The organism is Serratia sp. MYb239 (assembly GCF_002966855.1).
Classification (GTDB): Bacteria; Pseudomonadota; Gammaproteobacteria; order Enterobacterales; family Enterobacteriaceae; genus Serratia_B; species Serratia_B rhizosphaerae.
The window spans coordinates 756394-771401 of sequence record NZ_CP023268.1; the positions used below are offsets into that span (position 1 = coordinate 756394).

General features: G+C 58.5%; 15 protein-coding genes. 7 read left to right on the top strand and 8 right to left on the bottom strand.

Annotation, left to right across the window (positions count from 1 at the left end; translation table 11 throughout):
* The first annotated feature begins 69 nt into the window (after positions 1–69).
* Both ftsZ and lpxC read left to right on the top strand, forming a co-directional pair.
* Positions 70–1230, top strand: coding sequence for a cell division protein FtsZ (ftsZ, locus tag CLM71_RS03525; protein WP_015670922.1), 1161 nt, complete (start codon positions 70–72; stop codon positions 1228–1230).
* 103 nt (positions 1231–1333) lie between these two features.
* Positions 1334–2251, top strand: coding sequence for a UDP-3-O-acyl-N-acetylglucosamine deacetylase (lpxC, locus tag CLM71_RS03530; RefSeq protein ID WP_105229774.1), 918 nt, complete (start codon positions 1334–1336; stop codon positions 2249–2251).
* A 21-nt stretch (positions 2252–2272) separates the two neighbouring features.
* On the opposite strand, the gene CLM71_RS03535 is transcribed toward lpxC, so the two are convergent.
* Positions 2273–2797, bottom strand: a complete 525-nt coding sequence (locus tag CLM71_RS03535; protein ID WP_105229775.1) for a DUF721 domain-containing protein — start codon at positions 2795–2797, stop codon at positions 2273–2275.
* A 26-nt stretch (positions 2798–2823) separates the two neighbouring features.
* Here CLM71_RS03535 and secM point away from each other — a divergent pair, with 26 nt between their 5' ends.
* The 3 genes from secM to mutT all read left to right on the top strand — a co-directional run bounded on the left by secM (position 2824) and on the right by mutT (position 6670).
* On the top strand, positions 2824–3357 hold the full coding sequence (gene secM, locus CLM71_RS03540; protein ID WP_105229776.1) for a secA translation cis-regulator SecM: 534 nt from the start codon (positions 2824–2826) through the stop codon (positions 3355–3357).
* An 82-nt stretch (positions 3358–3439) separates the two neighbouring features.
* Entirely contained in the window at positions 3440–6151 is a 2712-nt protein-coding gene (secA, locus tag CLM71_RS03545; RefSeq protein WP_105229777.1) for a preprotein translocase subunit SecA, read from the top strand.
* Between the two features lie 114 nt (positions 6152–6265).
* The gene (mutT, locus tag CLM71_RS03550; RefSeq protein WP_105229778.1) at positions 6266–6670 is read left to right on the top strand and encodes an 8-oxo-dGTP diphosphatase MutT; all 405 of its coding nucleotides are present in this window, start codon (positions 6266–6268) and stop codon (positions 6668–6670) included.
* A gap of 44 nt (positions 6671–6714) precedes the next feature.
* Here mutT and yacG read toward each other — a convergent pair whose 3' ends face one another.
* Genes yacG through coaE form a run of 3 tightly spaced genes read right to left on the bottom strand, consistent with a single transcriptional unit; the run spans position 6715 to position 8323 of the window.
* Entirely contained in the window at positions 6715–6906 is a 192-nt protein-coding gene (yacG, locus tag CLM71_RS03555) for a DNA gyrase inhibitor YacG (protein WP_105229779.1), read from the bottom strand.
* Positions 6907–6950: 44 nt separating this feature from the next.
* Positions 6951–7703 carry a cell division protein ZapD gene (gene zapD / locus CLM71_RS03560; protein ID WP_105229780.1) on the bottom strand — a complete coding sequence of 251 codons (753 nt, stop codon included), beginning with the start codon at positions 7701–7703 and terminating at the stop codon, positions 6951–6953.
* A 5-nt stretch (positions 7704–7708) separates the two neighbouring features.
* On the bottom strand, positions 7709–8323 hold the full coding sequence (gene coaE / locus CLM71_RS03565) for a dephospho-CoA kinase (protein WP_105229781.1): 615 nt from the start codon (positions 8321–8323) through the stop codon (positions 7709–7711).
* 340 nt (positions 8324–8663) lie between these two features.
* Between coaE and CLM71_RS03570 the strand changes: the two genes are divergently transcribed.
* On the top strand, positions 8664–9707 hold the full coding sequence (locus CLM71_RS03570; protein WP_105229782.1) for a GMP reductase: 1044 nt from the start codon (positions 8664–8666) through the stop codon (positions 9705–9707).
* Between the two features lie 44 nt (positions 9708–9751).
* Here the strand turns inward: CLM71_RS03570 and hofC are convergent, their stop codons facing one another.
* The 4 genes from hofC to nadC all read right to left on the bottom strand — a co-directional run bounded on the left by hofC (position 9752) and on the right by nadC (position 13913).
* A complete protein-coding gene (gene hofC / locus CLM71_RS03575) occupies positions 9752–10951 on the bottom strand; it encodes a protein transport protein HofC (RefSeq protein ID WP_105229783.1) in 1200 nt (399 codons plus the stop codon).
* A complete protein-coding gene (gene gspE / locus CLM71_RS03580) occupies positions 10948–12378 on the bottom strand; it encodes a type II secretion system protein GspE (protein WP_105229784.1) in 1431 nt (476 codons plus the stop codon). The genes hofC and gspE overlap by 4 nt, the downstream gene beginning before the upstream one ends.
* Positions 12378–12824, bottom strand: a complete 447-nt coding sequence (gene ppdD / locus CLM71_RS03585) for a prepilin peptidase-dependent pilin (RefSeq protein ID WP_105229785.1) — start codon at positions 12822–12824, stop codon at positions 12378–12380. The genes gspE and ppdD overlap by 1 nt, the downstream gene beginning before the upstream one ends.
* Positions 12825–13022: 198 nt before the next feature.
* Entirely contained in the window at positions 13023–13913 is an 891-nt protein-coding gene (gene nadC, locus CLM71_RS03590) for a carboxylating nicotinate-nucleotide diphosphorylase (protein WP_105229786.1), read from the bottom strand.
* A 215-nt stretch (positions 13914–14128) separates the two neighbouring features.
* On the opposite strand from nadC, the gene ampE reads away from it, so the two are divergent.
* Positions 14129–14983 (top strand): beta-lactamase regulator AmpE, encoded by an 855-nt coding sequence (gene ampE, locus CLM71_RS03595; RefSeq protein ID WP_105229787.1) that lies wholly within the window; start codon positions 14129–14131, stop codon positions 14981–14983.
* The last annotated feature ends 25 nt before the right edge of the window (positions 14984–15008 follow it).

Sequence of the window (15008 nt, forward strand, 5' to 3'; positions counted from 1 at the left end):
TTAACAAAGAGACCATGCATCGGTATTTTTTATGGTCTCGCAGCGACAGGCACAAAACGGAGAGAAACTATGTTTGAACCAATGGAACTAACCAATGACGCGGTGATTAAAGTCATCGGCGTCGGCGGTGGCGGTGGCAACGCCGTTGAACACATGGTGCGCGAGCGCATCGAAGGTGTTGAATTCTTCGCCGTAAATACCGACGCCCAGGCGCTCCGTAAAACGGCAGTTGGCCAAACCATCCAGATTGGTAATTGCATTACCAAAGGTCTGGGTGCGGGCGCGAACCCGGAAGTGGGTCGTAATTCAGCGGAAGAAGACCGTGAAGCCCTGCGTACTGCGCTGGAAGGCGCGGATATGGTCTTCATCGCGGCCGGCATGGGCGGGGGCACCGGTACCGGCGCCGCGCCAGTGGTGGCTGAAGTAGCAAAAGATCTGGGTATTCTGACAGTGGCCGTGGTTACCAAGCCTTTCAATTTCGAAGGCAAGAAGCGCATGGCGTTCGCTGAGCAGGGTATTGCAGAGCTGTCCAAGCATGTGGACTCCTTGATCACCATCCCGAACGACAAACTGCTGAAAGTTCTGGGACGCGGTATTTCTCTGCTGGACGCGTTCGGCGCGGCCAACGACGTGCTGAAAGGCGCGGTGCAGGGCATTGCCGAGCTGATCACCCGTCCGGGCCTGATGAACGTCGACTTCGCCGACGTGCGCACCGTGATGTCTGAAATGGGCTACGCGATGATGGGCTCCGGCATCGCCTGTGGTGAAGACCGTGCGGAAGAAGCGGCCGAAATGGCGATCTCCAGCCCGCTGCTGGAAGATATCGACCTGTCCGGCGCGCGTGGCGTACTGGTTAACATCACCGCCGGCTTTGACCTGCGTCTGGACGAGTTTGAAACCGTGGGTAACACCATCCGCGCGTTTGCATCCGACAACGCCACCGTGGTGATCGGTACCTCTCTGGATCCGGAGATGAACGACGAACTGCGCGTGACCGTGGTTGCGACCGGTATCGGTATGGACAAGCGTCCGGAAATCACTCTGGTGACCAACAAGCAGCAGCAGGTCAGCCAGCCGGTGATGGATCATCGTTACCAGCAGCACGGTATGTCGCCGCTGCCGCAGGAAGTTAAGCCTGCCGCCAAGGTAGTGAACGATCAGAACGCGCAACCAAACAAAGAGCCTGACTATCTGGATATTCCAGCCTTCTTGCGTAAGCAAGCTGACTAAGAATTTCCTGAGAATTTGGCATCTCCGCTCTTTGTGCTAAACTGTCCCGCCGGCCATGCTGTATGCTTGGCCGGTAGGATGGATAACATTGCGAGATAAAACGATGATCAAACAAAGGACATTAAAACGTATCGTTCAGGCGACTGGCGTCGGTTTGCATACCGGCAAGAAAGTCACGCTGACGATGCGCCCAGCGCCGGCCAATACCGGGGTCATCTATCGTCGCACTGACTTGAATCCACCGGTTGATTTTCCGGCTGATGCAAAATCCGTGCGTGATACCATGCTCTGTACTTGCCTGGTGAATGAGCATGACGTGCGTATTTCTACCGTTGAGCATCTAAATGCCGCACTGGCTGGCCTTGGCATCGACAACATCATTATTGAAGTTGACGCGGCCGAGATCCCAATCATGGACGGTAGCGCCAGTCCGTTTGTGTTCCTGCTGCTGGACGCCGGCATTGAGGAACTGAACTCAGCGAAGAAATTCCTGCGTCTGAAAGACACCGTTCGCGTTGAAGATGGTGATAAATGGGCCGAGCTGTCCCCGCATAACGGGTTCCGCCTGGACTTTACCATTGACTTCAACCACCCGGCGATTGACGCCAGCGCGCAGCGCTACCGCTTAGATTTTTCTGCCGACTCGTTCGTGCGTCAAATCAGCCGTGCGCGTACCTTCGGGTTTATGCGCGATATCGAATACCTGCAATCCCGTGGCCTGGCCCTGGGCGGCAGCTTCGATTGTGCCATCGTGGTGGACGACTACCGCGTCCTGAACGAAGACGGCCTGCGTTTTGAAGATGAATTCGTTCGTCACAAAATGCTGGACGCCATCGGCGACCTGTTTATGTGCGGCCATAATATCATTGGCGCATTTACTGCCTATAAGTCCGGCCATGCACTGAACAACAAGTTGCTGCAGGCGGTACTGGCAAAACAGGAAGCGTGGGAATTCGTCACGTTCCAGGACGAAGCTGAAATGCCGTTGGCATTCAAAGCGCCGTCCACCGTATTGGCATAAGCATAGGCCTGAATTCGCTGGTTATTTCTCACGACTGGTAGTGTTGGCACCCTCTCCGGCCAGGGCTGCCAGTCGTTCTAATGTCTTGCGCAGTTTTTCCGGACTGCGGCTGGCTATTCCCCGTAATTGTTCCGCACTTTCCTCGCTCAGACGACGCATCGGCGCCGCGGCGGGTTCATCTGTTGTTTTTTGCAGCGAATTCTGCTGCTGATTGCCGCCTTTTGCCATCAACGCCGGATTAATCCTGATGTCGATCGATGACAATGATGGTAGAATTTGCGCTCGTAGTGCGGATAATAAGCTCGGCTGTTCGTAGCGCAGGCGCATCATCCAGCTGGCATTGGCCGTTTCCAGCACTAATACACCCTGTCTGAAGTTTGCGACACGGCACCAGGGATGCAGTTGAGCCGGCAATAGGCCCTTGACTGCGCGGTTGAGTTTCAGCAGGGCGGCAGCGCGTTGTTGAACGTTGTGCAACGGCCCTTTGTCTGCGGATGACGACTCAGAAAACAGGACATCTAATAATTGTGGACGGCTATCGCGCATAATGGCTCCGGCGGATTAACAAACTCGTGATCGGTATTCTAAATCGTTGGCGACAATTTGGCAGACGTTATTTCTGGCCGCATCTCCTGTTGGGGATGGTAGCGGCTACGCTTGGCGTACCGCAAAATCTGACGGGCGGCCCCGATCAAGCCGCGTTGCCGAGCACCTCGTCCAGCCTTAATCGGCAAAATTCCATCAGCCATGCCTTCAGCGGCCTGGCTTTGCTGCAAGAGGTTCACCGCCGGCCGAACTTCAGCGTCGACTATTGGCAGCAGCATGCGCTGCGCACCGTCATCCGTCACCTCTCTTTCGCCCTGGCGCCGCAGGTTGTTTATGCGCGCGTGCAGGAAAGCGACGCTGAACCGGTCGAGCCGCCGCTAAAAGCGGCGCAGCTGGCGCTGCTGTTTACGCTCAATACGCTGTTGACCCATGAGCCTAAGCCGCCGACCATCATCCGCGACACGCACCATTCCGTTCATCCGCCGCTGGCGCAGCATCAGGTCGGGCTGTGGCTGGCGCAGGTGCAGGGCATTCGAGCCGGCCCTGCGGCTGCAGTCTGATTTAGCCCTCTTGGCAACGATAACCAACAAATAACAGCAAGATGACAGCCTGTTTGGCGGTCATGAACGAGATATTAAACACATGTTAGTTAAATTATTGACCAAAGTCTTTGGTAGCCGTAACGATCGTACGCTGCGCCGCATGCGCAAAGTGGTTGAGCAGATCAACCGCATGGAACCGGACATGGAAAAACTGTCCGATGATGAGCTGAAAGCCAAAACCAACGAATTCCGCGAACGCCTGAAAAAAGGCGAGACGGTAGAGAGCCTGATTCCGGAAGCCTTTGCGGTGGTGCGGGAAGCCAGTAAGCGCGTATTCGGCATGCGTCACTTTGATGTGCAGCTGCTGGGCGGCATGGTGCTGAACGACCGCTGTATCGCCGAGATGCGTACCGGTGAAGGTAAAACCCTGACGGCGACCCTGCCGGCGTATCTGAATGCCCTGAGCGGCCGCGGCGTGCACGTGGTGACCGTCAACGATTATCTGGCGCAGCGCGATGCCGAGAACAACCGCCCGCTGTTTGAATTCCTGGGCCTCAGCGTCGGCATCAACCTGCCGGGCATGCCGGCACCGGCCAAACGTGAAGCCTATGCCGCCGACATCACTTACGGCACCAACAACGAATACGGCTTCGACTACCTGCGCGACAACATGGCGTTCAGCCCTGAAGAGCGCGTGCAGCGTAAACTGCACTATGCGCTGGTGGATGAGGTTGACTCCATCCTGATCGATGAAGCGCGTACCCCGCTGATTATCTCCGGTCCGGCTGAAGACAGCTCCGAGATGTATATCAAGGTCGACAAGCTGATCCCTAAACTGATCCGCCAGGAAAAAGAAGACTCCGACACCTTCCAGGGTGAAGGCCACTTCTCGGTGGATGAGAAGGCGCGTCAGGTGCACCTGACCGAGCGCGGCCTGATCCTGATCGAAGAGATGCTGGTGGAAGCGGGCATTATGGAAGAGGGCGAATCGCTCTATTCACCGACCAACATCATGCTGATGCACCACGTTACCGCTGCGCTGCGTGCGCACGTGCTGTTTACCCGTGACGTCGATTACATTGTGAAAGATGGCGAAGTGATCATCGTTGATGAGCACACCGGTCGTACCATGCAGGGGCGCCGCTGGTCTGATGGCCTACATCAGGCGGTGGAAGCCAAAGAAGGCGTGGAAATCCAGAACGAAAACCAGACGCTGGCGTCGATCACCTTCCAGAACTACTTCCGTCTGTATGAGAAGCTGGCGGGGATGACCGGTACCGCCGATACCGAAGCGTTTGAATTCAGCTCCATCTACAAGTTGGACACCATCGTCGTGCCGACCAACCGTCCGATGATCCGTAAGGATATGCCGGATCTGGTTTACATGACCGAGCAAGAGAAAATTGCGGCGATCATTGAAGATATTCGTGAACGTACCGCCAACGGCCAGCCGGTGCTGGTCGGGACCATCTCGATTGAGAAATCGGAAGTGGTATCCCGCGAGCTGACCAAGGCCGGCGTTGAGCACAAGGTACTGAACGCCAAATTCCACGCCATGGAAGCGGATATCGTTGCCCAGGCTGGTCAGGCCGGCGCGGTGACCATCGCCACCAACATGGCCGGTCGTGGTACCGACATCGTGCTGGGCGGCAGCTGGCAGACGGAAGTCGCACAGCTGGAAGAACCGACCGAAGAGCAAATCGCCGCGATTAAAGACGCCTGGAAAGTGCGCCACGACGCCGTGCTGGCCGCTGGCGGTCTGCATATTATCGGCACCGAGCGCCATGAATCCCGCCGTATCGATAACCAGCTGCGCGGCCGTTCCGGTCGTCAGGGCGATGCCGGTTCTTCCCGCTTCTACCTGTCGATGGAAGATGCGCTGATGCGTATCTTCGCTTCCGACCGCGTCTCCAACATGATGCGCAAGCTGGGGATGAAAGAAGGCGAGGCGATTGAGCACCCGTGGGTCACCAAGGCGATCGCCAACGCGCAGCGTAAAGTGGAAAGCCGTAACTTCGATATTCGTAAGCAGCTGCTGGAATATGATGACGTGGCGAACGATCAGCGCCGTGCCATTTACACCCAGCGTAACGAACTGTTGGACGTTTCCGACATCAGCGAAACCATCGCCAGCATCCGTGAGGACGTGTTCAAGGCCACTATCGACAACTACATTCCGCCACAGTCTCTGGAAGAAATGTGGGATGTGCAGGGGCTGGAAGAGCGTCTGAAAAACGACTTCGATCTGGAGATGCCGATTGCCGAGTGGCTGGACAAAGAGCCGGAGCTGCACGAAGAAACGCTGCGCGAGCGCATTCTGGAAAAGGCCAAAGAAGAGTATCTGCTGAAAGAAGACGTCGTCGGCAGCGAAATGATGCGCAACTTCGAGAAGGGCGTGATGCTGCAAACGCTGGATTCGCTGTGGAAAGAGCACCTGGCGGCAATGGATTACCTGCGTCAGGGCATCCACCTGCGTGGCTATGCACAGAAGGATCCGAAGCAGGAGTACAAGCGTGAATCCTTCGCTATGTTCGCCGCGATGCTGGAATCACTGAAGTATGAAGTGATCAGCGTACTGAGCAAGGTTCAGGTGCGGATGCCGGAAGAGGTGGAAGCGCTGGAGCAGCAACGCCGTGAAGAAGCGGAACGTCTGGCGCAGCAGCAGCAGCTGAGCCACCAGGATGAAAATGCGCTGGCAACGAGCGATCCGAATGCGCCGGCGGTGGCCGAACGTAAAGTGGGCCGCAACGATCCTTGCCCTTGCGGTTCCGGCAAAAAATATAAGCAGTGCCACGGCCGTCTGCAAAAGTAAGCCGTCGTGAAACAGGCGATTAATGCCTTGTGGGGCCGGACATGTCCGGCCCCAGTTATATCTGGCGTTACCCGTAAGCGGTGGCGCAGTTCAAGAATGATTTAGGAGTTAGCGATGAAACATCTGAACATCGCCGTGGGCATTATTCGTAATTCCCGGCAGGAGATCTTTCTTACCCGCCGCGGTGCGGATTCCCATATGGCAGGTTTTTGGGAGTTTCCTGGCGGCAAGATTGAAGCGGGTGAAACGGCGGAGCAGGCGCTGTACCGTGAGCTGCAGGAAGAAACCGGCATTGAGGCCGGGCAGGCCGTGCTGTTGGAGGTGCTGGAGCACCGTTTTACCGACCGTATTGTGACGTTGAATTTCTATCTGGTGGAGCACTGGCAGGGCGAACCGTTTGGCCGTGAAGGCCAGCCGATGCGCTGGGTAAAACAGGCGGAGCTGCGTGAAGATGAATTCCCGCCGGCCAACGCCGCGATTGTCCGGCAACTGGTTGCGCAGGCCGGCGCGGCGCAGTGAATATCAGTTAACGAACGGCCTGGCAAGCCAGGCCGTATTGAGCGCTAGTAGTCTTCCTTTTCACTCCACTCGTCGCTGTCGGATAAGTCGCCATTGCTTGGGATGCGCTTTTCTTCGGCCGCCCATTCACCCAGATCGATCATCTGGCAGCGCTTGCTGCAGAACGGACGATACGGGCTGACTTCCCCCCAAACAACGTCTTTGCCACAGGTCGGGCAATTTACTACGGTAGTCATCACTCTTCCTTAGCCGGCTTTTCAACGGGCCATTTTATTGTTTACTAACAGCAGGCCAGATCGAACGTCAGGCGTTCCGGCACCTGAGTATGGTCGCCGTCCAGCGACAAGAAGCGAATGGCGTAACGCGTCTTGTGACCGGAAATTTGCGGATACAGCTGATGCGACAGGTCGATACGCAGGCGCAGCAGATCGGCATCTTCCGCATTATCCTGATAAAACCCGTTCAGACTGATTTGATTGCGGAACGGTCCGGACTGGCGGATCAGGCTCAGGATCATCGTCAGCGCCTGATGCAACGGATCCAGGGTTTCCAGCCACTGGGCGACGTCGGCATCGCGCTCTGATTGAGGCACGTGCATCCACATGTGCAGCGTCGGCAGATCGAAACTGCAGCAGCCACCGGGAATGCCCAAACGTTGGCGCACCAGGCTGATGAGTTTATCTTCACGCAGTGGTTGGCCCATACGCGGCGCGGCGATAAGACGTGAAGAAAGGTCTTTCAACTGGCTGCGTAACTGTTCGACCAGCGACATATCAACGCCGGGCACGTCGGCCCACTGCAGCAGTTTTTGCTGCTGGCGTTCCAGTTCTTTCGCCAGTTCGGTGCGGACTTCACCGCGTTCCAGCACGTCCAGCAGATCGGAAACGGTACGGAAAAAGGTCAGGGCGATGGCGGTATCGCTCAATGCCCGGTGGCCATGTAACTGTTGCAGCAAAAATTCAATTCGCAGCCAGGTACGCATTTTTTCATTCAACGGGTGTTCAAAGAGAACGGTTGGAGAAGCGTCACTCATTCAGTTTAATCCTGTCGTTTTGCTGATGCCGCAAGGTCCAGATAGCGGCGATGCAAGGCGGCTACGTGTGATTCTATCTCTTGTGCGGCGCCGCAGTTGTCGATCACGTCGTCCGCCACTGCCAGTCGCTGCTCGCGCGTTGCCTGGGCAGATAAAATATTGAGTGCCTGCTGGCGGCTGACGCCGTCGCGGGCGATGGTTCTGAGCAACTGGGTATCGCTGTCGACGTCGACCACCACGACCCGGTCGGCACGTGACTGTAGCTGGTTTTCCACCAGCAGCGGCACCACCCAGAGCGCATAGGGGCTGTCGGCCAGCGCCAGCTGGCGCTGTGTTTCCTGCTGTATCACCGGGTGCAGCAGCTGATTCAGCCAGCGTTTTTCATCCGGCTGGCTGAAGATACGCTGACGCAGCGCCGCCCGATCCAAAGCGCCATCCGGCTGGAGTATCCCATGGCCAAAATGCGCGGTGATGGCCGCCAATGATGGCGTGCCGGGCTCTACAACCTGGCGGGCGATGATGTCGGCATCGACAATCACGATGCCATGACGCGCAAAAGCATTGGCGACGGTTGATTTACCGCTGCCGATGCCGCCGGTCAACGCAACAATGTAAGTCATGGCGTGAGGGGACACCCTAAGATTTATCCAGAAACAATAGACGAATCATAAAGCGATCGTGCAGAAGTGCAAGTCGACGCCGTCAGGCTGGCGTTTCTGTCGCCAGAATGGCAAAAATGGGCGCAATATCACATCGGAATGGCGCAGGTAAATTTCTGGGATTGTAGCGTAAATAAAGACGAAATCGCAGTCTTGCCGCGTGATTATTCCGGCGTATGATAACGTCACTGGAACTGGCATCAAGCTGTTCTGCGCAGGTGGCGGCATTAGCTGAAACCCGCGGGATAGAAGATTCGATCACCCTTGCGATCCGTCGCCATAAACCAGGAAATCCGTTGTCATGCGTATTGAAGAAGATTTGAAGTTAGGTTTTAAAGATGTGCTGATCCGCCCGAAGCGCTCCACGCTGAAAAGCCGCTCCGAAGTAGAACTGGAGCGCCAGTTTACCTTCAAACATTCGGGATGGAACTGGTCCGGCGTACCTATCATTGCCGCCAATATGGATACGGTCGGCACCTTCCGCATGGCAGAGGCTCTGGCGTCTTTCGATGTGCTTACCGCGGTACACAAACACTATTCGGTTGAACAATGGGCCGAATTCGTTCAGCGCGTACCGGCAGAGACGCTGCGTCACGTGATGGTTTCCACCGGTACCTCCGATGCCGACTTCGTAAAGATGAAGCAAATTCTGGCGCTGTCGCCGGCGCTGAAGTTTATCTGCATCGATGTGGCTAACGGCTACTCGGAGCACTTTGTCGCCTTCCTGCAGAAAGCGCGCGAAGCCTGCCCGCAACACGTGATCTGCGCCGGCAATGTGGTCACCGGCGAAATGGTCGAGGAGCTGATCCTGTCCGGCGCCGATATCGTTAAGGTCGGCATTGGCCCGGGTTCAGTGTGCACCACGCGGGTGAAAACCGGCGTCGGCTACCCGCAGCTGTCCGCGGTGATTGAATGCGCGGACGCGGCGCACGGGCTGGGCGGGCAGATTGTCAGCGACGGCGGCTGCTCGGTGCCGGGCGATGTGGCGAAAGCCTTCGGCGGCGGCGCGGACTTTGTCATGCTGGGCGGCATGCTGGCCGGCCACGACGAGTGCGAAGGCACGGTGGTGGAAGAGAACGGCGAGAAATTTATGCTGTTCTACGGCATGAGTTCCGAATCCGCGATGAAGCGCCACGTGGGCGGCGTCGCGGAGTACCGCGCGGCAGAAGGCAAAACCGTGAAGCTGCCGCTGCGCGGCGAAGTGGAATTCACCGTACGCGATATCCTCGGCGGCCTGCGTTCGGCCTGCACCTACGTGGGGGCAGAGCGTCTGAAAGAGCTGACCAAACGCACCACCTTTATCCGCGTTGCGGAGCAGGAAAACCGCGTATTCGGCAGCAAGTAATCTCCTGTCGCCCCCGCACCGTGGGGGCGTTTCTCCCGTCTGTTTTATCCCAGCACCGTTCCCAATTGGAAAATCGGTAAATACATGGCGATCACCAGGCCGCCGACGATGATGCCGATGGTCAGCATCAGCAACGGTTCCAGCGTTTGCGCCAAAGCGTCCGCCAGCTCATGCGTCTGCTGTTCATGCCATAACGCCAGTTTGCCCAGCAGAGTGTCCAGAGTGCCGGACTCTTCCCCGACGCGCGCCAACTGCTGGCACAACGGTGGAAACAGCGGCTGTTCCGCCAGCGCCTGATACAGCGGCAGCCCCTGGTTCAGCCGCTGCCGAATATTCTCCAGTGCCTGATGGAAAAACAGATTCTCCATCGACAGCAGCGCCGCATCCAACCCTTCGAGCAGCGTCAGCCCCGCCTGTTGGGTCATATGCAGCGTACGGAAGATCTGGCTCAGGCAGGCGCCTTTAATCAGCTGAGCAATCAGCGGCAGACGCAGGCAGAGCCGCTGCTCCCGCCGCCGCCAGCGGGAATGCGGATGGCAGTAGCGCCAGTAGCCGCCCGCCAGCAGGGCGCCGGCCAGCAACACATAGGGGCCGGCACTGACCAACAGCGCCGACAGATTCATTAACCCCTGAGTAAACCAGGGCAGCGGAGCGTCGAACGACTGATACACTTTGGCGAATTCCGGCAGCACCATCAACAGCATCAGTAGGCTGACCAGTATGGCCACCGCGCAGATAAACAGCGGATAGCGGATGGCCTTCAGCACTTTTTTGCGCAGCTTCTGCTGCTCTTCCTGCTGTTGCGCCAGCTGCTGGCAACAGCGATCGAGGTTGCCGGTCAGTTCGCCTAAGGTGATTAGCTGGCGATAAATAGGCGGAAACACGTAGTGGTAGCCGGCCGTCACTTCAGACAGCGGCTGGCCTTGAGCCACCCGCTCGCCGATCTCCTGTAGCAGACAGCGCCAGGGAGCGGACTGATGCTGCTGCGCCAGCAGCTGCAGTGCGTTCATCAGCGGCAGCCCGGCCTGCAGCAGCGTAGCCAACTGGCGGGTGAACAGGATCAATGCCTCGCCACGCCATTGCCGCCGGCCAACCGGCTTGCCGCGTGCGACCTGATAGGGCTGCAGGTTCTGTTCAATCAACAGTTGATAAACCTGCTCTTTGCGTTCAGCCAGCGACTCTCCTGGAACTATTTCACCCTGACTATTAATGGCCTGCCAGAGAAAAAGCCGCCGCGACGTCATGGCTGCAGCTCCGTGTGGCCTATCACGCGATACACTTCCTGCAGCGACGTGATACCTTCCGCCACCAGCGCCAGCCCGGCCTGCAGCAGCGAAGTCTGCCCCTGCCGCTGTGCGATCTCGTTTAACTGCTCCGCCGTTAACTGGTGCAGTAACCCGTGCTGTATCTCACTGGTGATGTGCAGTAATTCGTAGATGCCGATGCGGCCGTAATAGCCGCCGAAACAGTGTTCGCAGCCTTCGGCGCGCCATGGCGTCAACGGGCGGGGCCACAGCGCGGCGGGAAAGTGCAGCGCTTCCGTTTGCGGGCGGCGGCAGTGCAGGCACAGTCGACGCACCAGCCGCTGGGCGATCACCAGCTTGAGGCTGGCCGCCAGCAGATAACCGGGGATGCCCATATTGGTCAGGCGGGTCAGGGTTTCGCTGGTGGAGTTGGTATGCAGGGTCGATAGCACCAGGTGGCCGGTCTGGGCGGCCTTCACCGCAATTTCGGCGGTTTCCCCGTCGCGGATCTCGCCGATCATGATCACGTCCGGATCCTGGCGCAGCAGTGCCCGCAGCACGCGGGAAAAACTCAGGTCGATTTTTCCGTTGACCTGCGTCTGGTTGACGCCAAACAGCGGGATCTCGACGGGATCCTCGACGCTGCACAGATTGCGCTGCCGATCGTTCAACTGGTGCAGGCCGCTGTACAGCGTGACGGTTTTTCCACTGCCGGTGGGGCCGGTGACCAGAATCATGCCCTGTGGGCCGGCGAGGGCGGCGGCAAACTGCGCGCGATCCGCCTCCGTCATGCCCAACTGCTCCAGCGGCAGATCCTGCCGGTCGGTTTGCAGGATCCGCAGCACCACCTTTTCGCCGTATAGCGTCGGCAGGGTGGAGATGCGCATCGAGTAGCGGCTGCGATCCAGCTGAACGCCGAGCTGGCCGTCCTGCGGTAGCCGCCGTTCGGCAATGTCCAACTGAGCCATGATCTTCAACCGGGCGATAATGCGCTGGCCCAGGGCCAGCGGCGGCGGAGAGATCGTCTGCAGTACGCCATCGATGCGCAGGCGGATGCTGAGCTGTTGCTGGTAAGGCTCAAAGTGAATGTCGGAGGCGCGTCGCTGGATCGCGCTGCGCAGCGTTTGGTTGATAAAGTTGACCGCTGGCGTATCGGCATCGTCATCCAGCGTGGAGCTGTGTGCCTCGGCGGTCTCTGTCTGAGCCGGCTGAAGCGCCGGCGACTGAAACAGCGCCTGCTCCAGCCGCGCCAGCGGCCACTGTTCCAGCGCGATCTGTTTCCCGCTGGCGAAGCGCAGCGCATTGAGCAGCGGCGCCGGCGGTTCGCCGTGCAGGGCGATAGTCAGGCATTGCTCATCTTCGCTCAGCGCCAGCGCCTGGTAGCGCCGGCACAGGGTCTGTATTTCAGCGTTGATAGCCTGGCTCATCAGGATGGTTCCGCCGCATCGTCAAAGCGGAACACTTCCTGGCAGGTATCCTGCAGCGCGCTGCTTTCTGCGGCGCTGCAACTGCGCGCCCAGCGCATCAGGCCGTTGCTGTCCGGCGTCGGCGTCATTGTGACCGTTAACCCCTGTAGCGTCTGGGCGCCTGTGAGTGTGATAACTCCCCGGCTGACGCTGACGGCGCTGACATAGCGCGAGGCGGCGCCTGTCGGGATGCCTTTGCTGCCGGCGTTGCATTCGTCGGCGGTGCCGCTGTCCAGCACGCACAGCTCCACCGCCATTTTATAGGGGGTCATCGCCTGCAGCATGTCGGTCATTGCGGCTTTCTGGATATAGCGCTGATAGGCGGGCACGCCGATGGCGCTCAGGGTGGCGATGATGGCGATCACCACCATCAGTTCGATCAGGGTAAATCCACGTTGTGTTTCCATGCGTTGCTTCCTCCTGGTTGTGGAGTGGCAACGGTAGCGTCAGGAGGCCGGGCGTGCGAGTGCATGCTGACAGGACTGCGTATGGCTTCCAGCACTATCTGGATGGTTACCGTTTTTCGCAGCGCGCAATGCGGCGCGGATCGCAGTGTAAAGCCGCTCGCGCCGCCGGGCTGGCGACGTGAGCGCGAAAGGGGGGATTTATTTAAAGCGCATGGATAAATCGAGGGCGGTAACGTGCTTGGTGAGCGCGCCGACCGAAATATAATCCACGCCGGTTTCAGCGTATTGGCGCAAGGTGTCGCTGGTGACATTACCGGAGACTTCCAGCTGTGCGCGATGCTGGGTCAGTTCTACAGCCTGCTTCATCATCGGCACGCTGAAGTTATCCAGCATGATGATATCCGCGCCGGCGTCCAGCGCCTGCTGCAGTTCGTCCAGCGATTCCACTTCCACTTCGACCGGCACGTCGGCGTGTAGCCAGAAGGCTTTCTCCACCGCGTTCTTGATTGAGCCGGAGGCGATAATATGGTTTTCCTTGATCAGGAAGGCGTCGGACAGCCCCAGCCGGTGGTTATTGCCGCCGCCGCACAGCACGGCGTACTTCAGCGCGGTGCGCAGCCCCGGCAGCGTTTTACGCGTGTCCAGCAGCCGCGTCTGCGTGCCTTCCAGCAGTGCGACATAGCGGCTGACGGCGGTCGCCACGCCTGACAGGGTCTGTACAAAGTTAAGCGCGGTGCGCTCGCCGGTCAGCATAATGCGCGCCGGGCCGCTCAGACGGCACAGCGGCTGGTTCGGCGTGACCGTTTCGCCGTCGGCCGCCAGCCATTCCACGCGCACCTGATTACCCAGCTGAATAAAGACTTCATTTAACCAGCGTTGGCCGCAAAACACGCCGGCTTCACGGGTGATGATCGTGGCTTCGGCCTGCTTGTCCGCCGGCAGCAGTTGGGCGGTAATATCCCGTTCAGGATTGACTTCACCACCCAGATCTTCCCGTAACGCCTGGGCGACGGCAAAAGGGATATCATGTTCAATTCGTTCAAGAAGTTCAGCACGACGGCTGTCGGCGCTGTAGCGGCGTGTCGGCATAGAAGGCTCCGAAAAGGGAACTAAGAATGTGGAGGAAACATGCTACTCTGTTGTGCAGGCAAGTACCACTGGCAGTGATAGCCAGCATGCGCTGTCGCTAAACAAGGAATCAGGTATTATCCGATACCGGTGGCGAGCAATATCTGGCATCTGTGGAACAACGTGGTTGGCCCCGGCGAGCGCTCGGGCGCAATGACAAGGGAGAGGCATAACAAATGACGCTGTTTTCGCTGTTACTGGTTCTGGCGTGGGAACGTTTATTCAAGCTGGGCGAGCATTGGCAGCTGGATCACCGGCTTGAAGTGGTTTTCCGGCGTCTGCGCCGTTTTTCGCTGCTGCAGACGCTGGCGCTGGCCTGCGGCTGGATGGTGGTGGTCTGGGGCATTTTATGGCTGGCGCAGGGGCTGTTTTTCGGTCTTCTGACGCTGCTGCTGTGGATTGTCGTGGCGCTGCTGTGCGTCGGGGCGGGCATTAAGCGCAAGCATTACCGCGCCTACCTGAAGGCGGCGCGTCAGGGCGACAGCCATGCGGTTGATGCCATGGCGGAAGAGCTGGCGCTGATCCACGGCCTGCCGGTGGACTGCAGCGAAGAAGAGCGTCTGCGCGAACTGCAAAATGCGCTGCTGTGGATTAACTACCGCTATTATCTGGCGCCGCTGTTCTGGTTTGTGGCGTGCGGTCCTTATGGGCCGATAGCGTTGGCCGGCTATGCTTTCCTGCGTGCTTACCAAACCTGGCTGGCGCGGCACAATACGCCGCTGGAGCGTTCGCAATCGGGGATTGATGCATTGCTGCACTGGCTGGACTGGATCCCGGTGCGGCTGGCGGGCGTGGCCTACGCGCTGATCGGCCACGGAGAAAGGGCGTTGCCGGCCTGGTTCGCCTCGCTGGGCGATCGCCGTACTTCACAGTACCAGGTGCTGACGCGTCTGGCGCAGTTTGCGCTGGCTCGGGACCCGCATGACGATCCGGTACAAACGCCGCGTGCCGCGGTGGTGTTGGCGCGTAAGGTGACGATGATTCTGGTGGTGGTGGTGGCGGTGCTGACGATTTACGGCACCTTGCTGTAATCCGCCATCGTGCGATAAAAAAGGG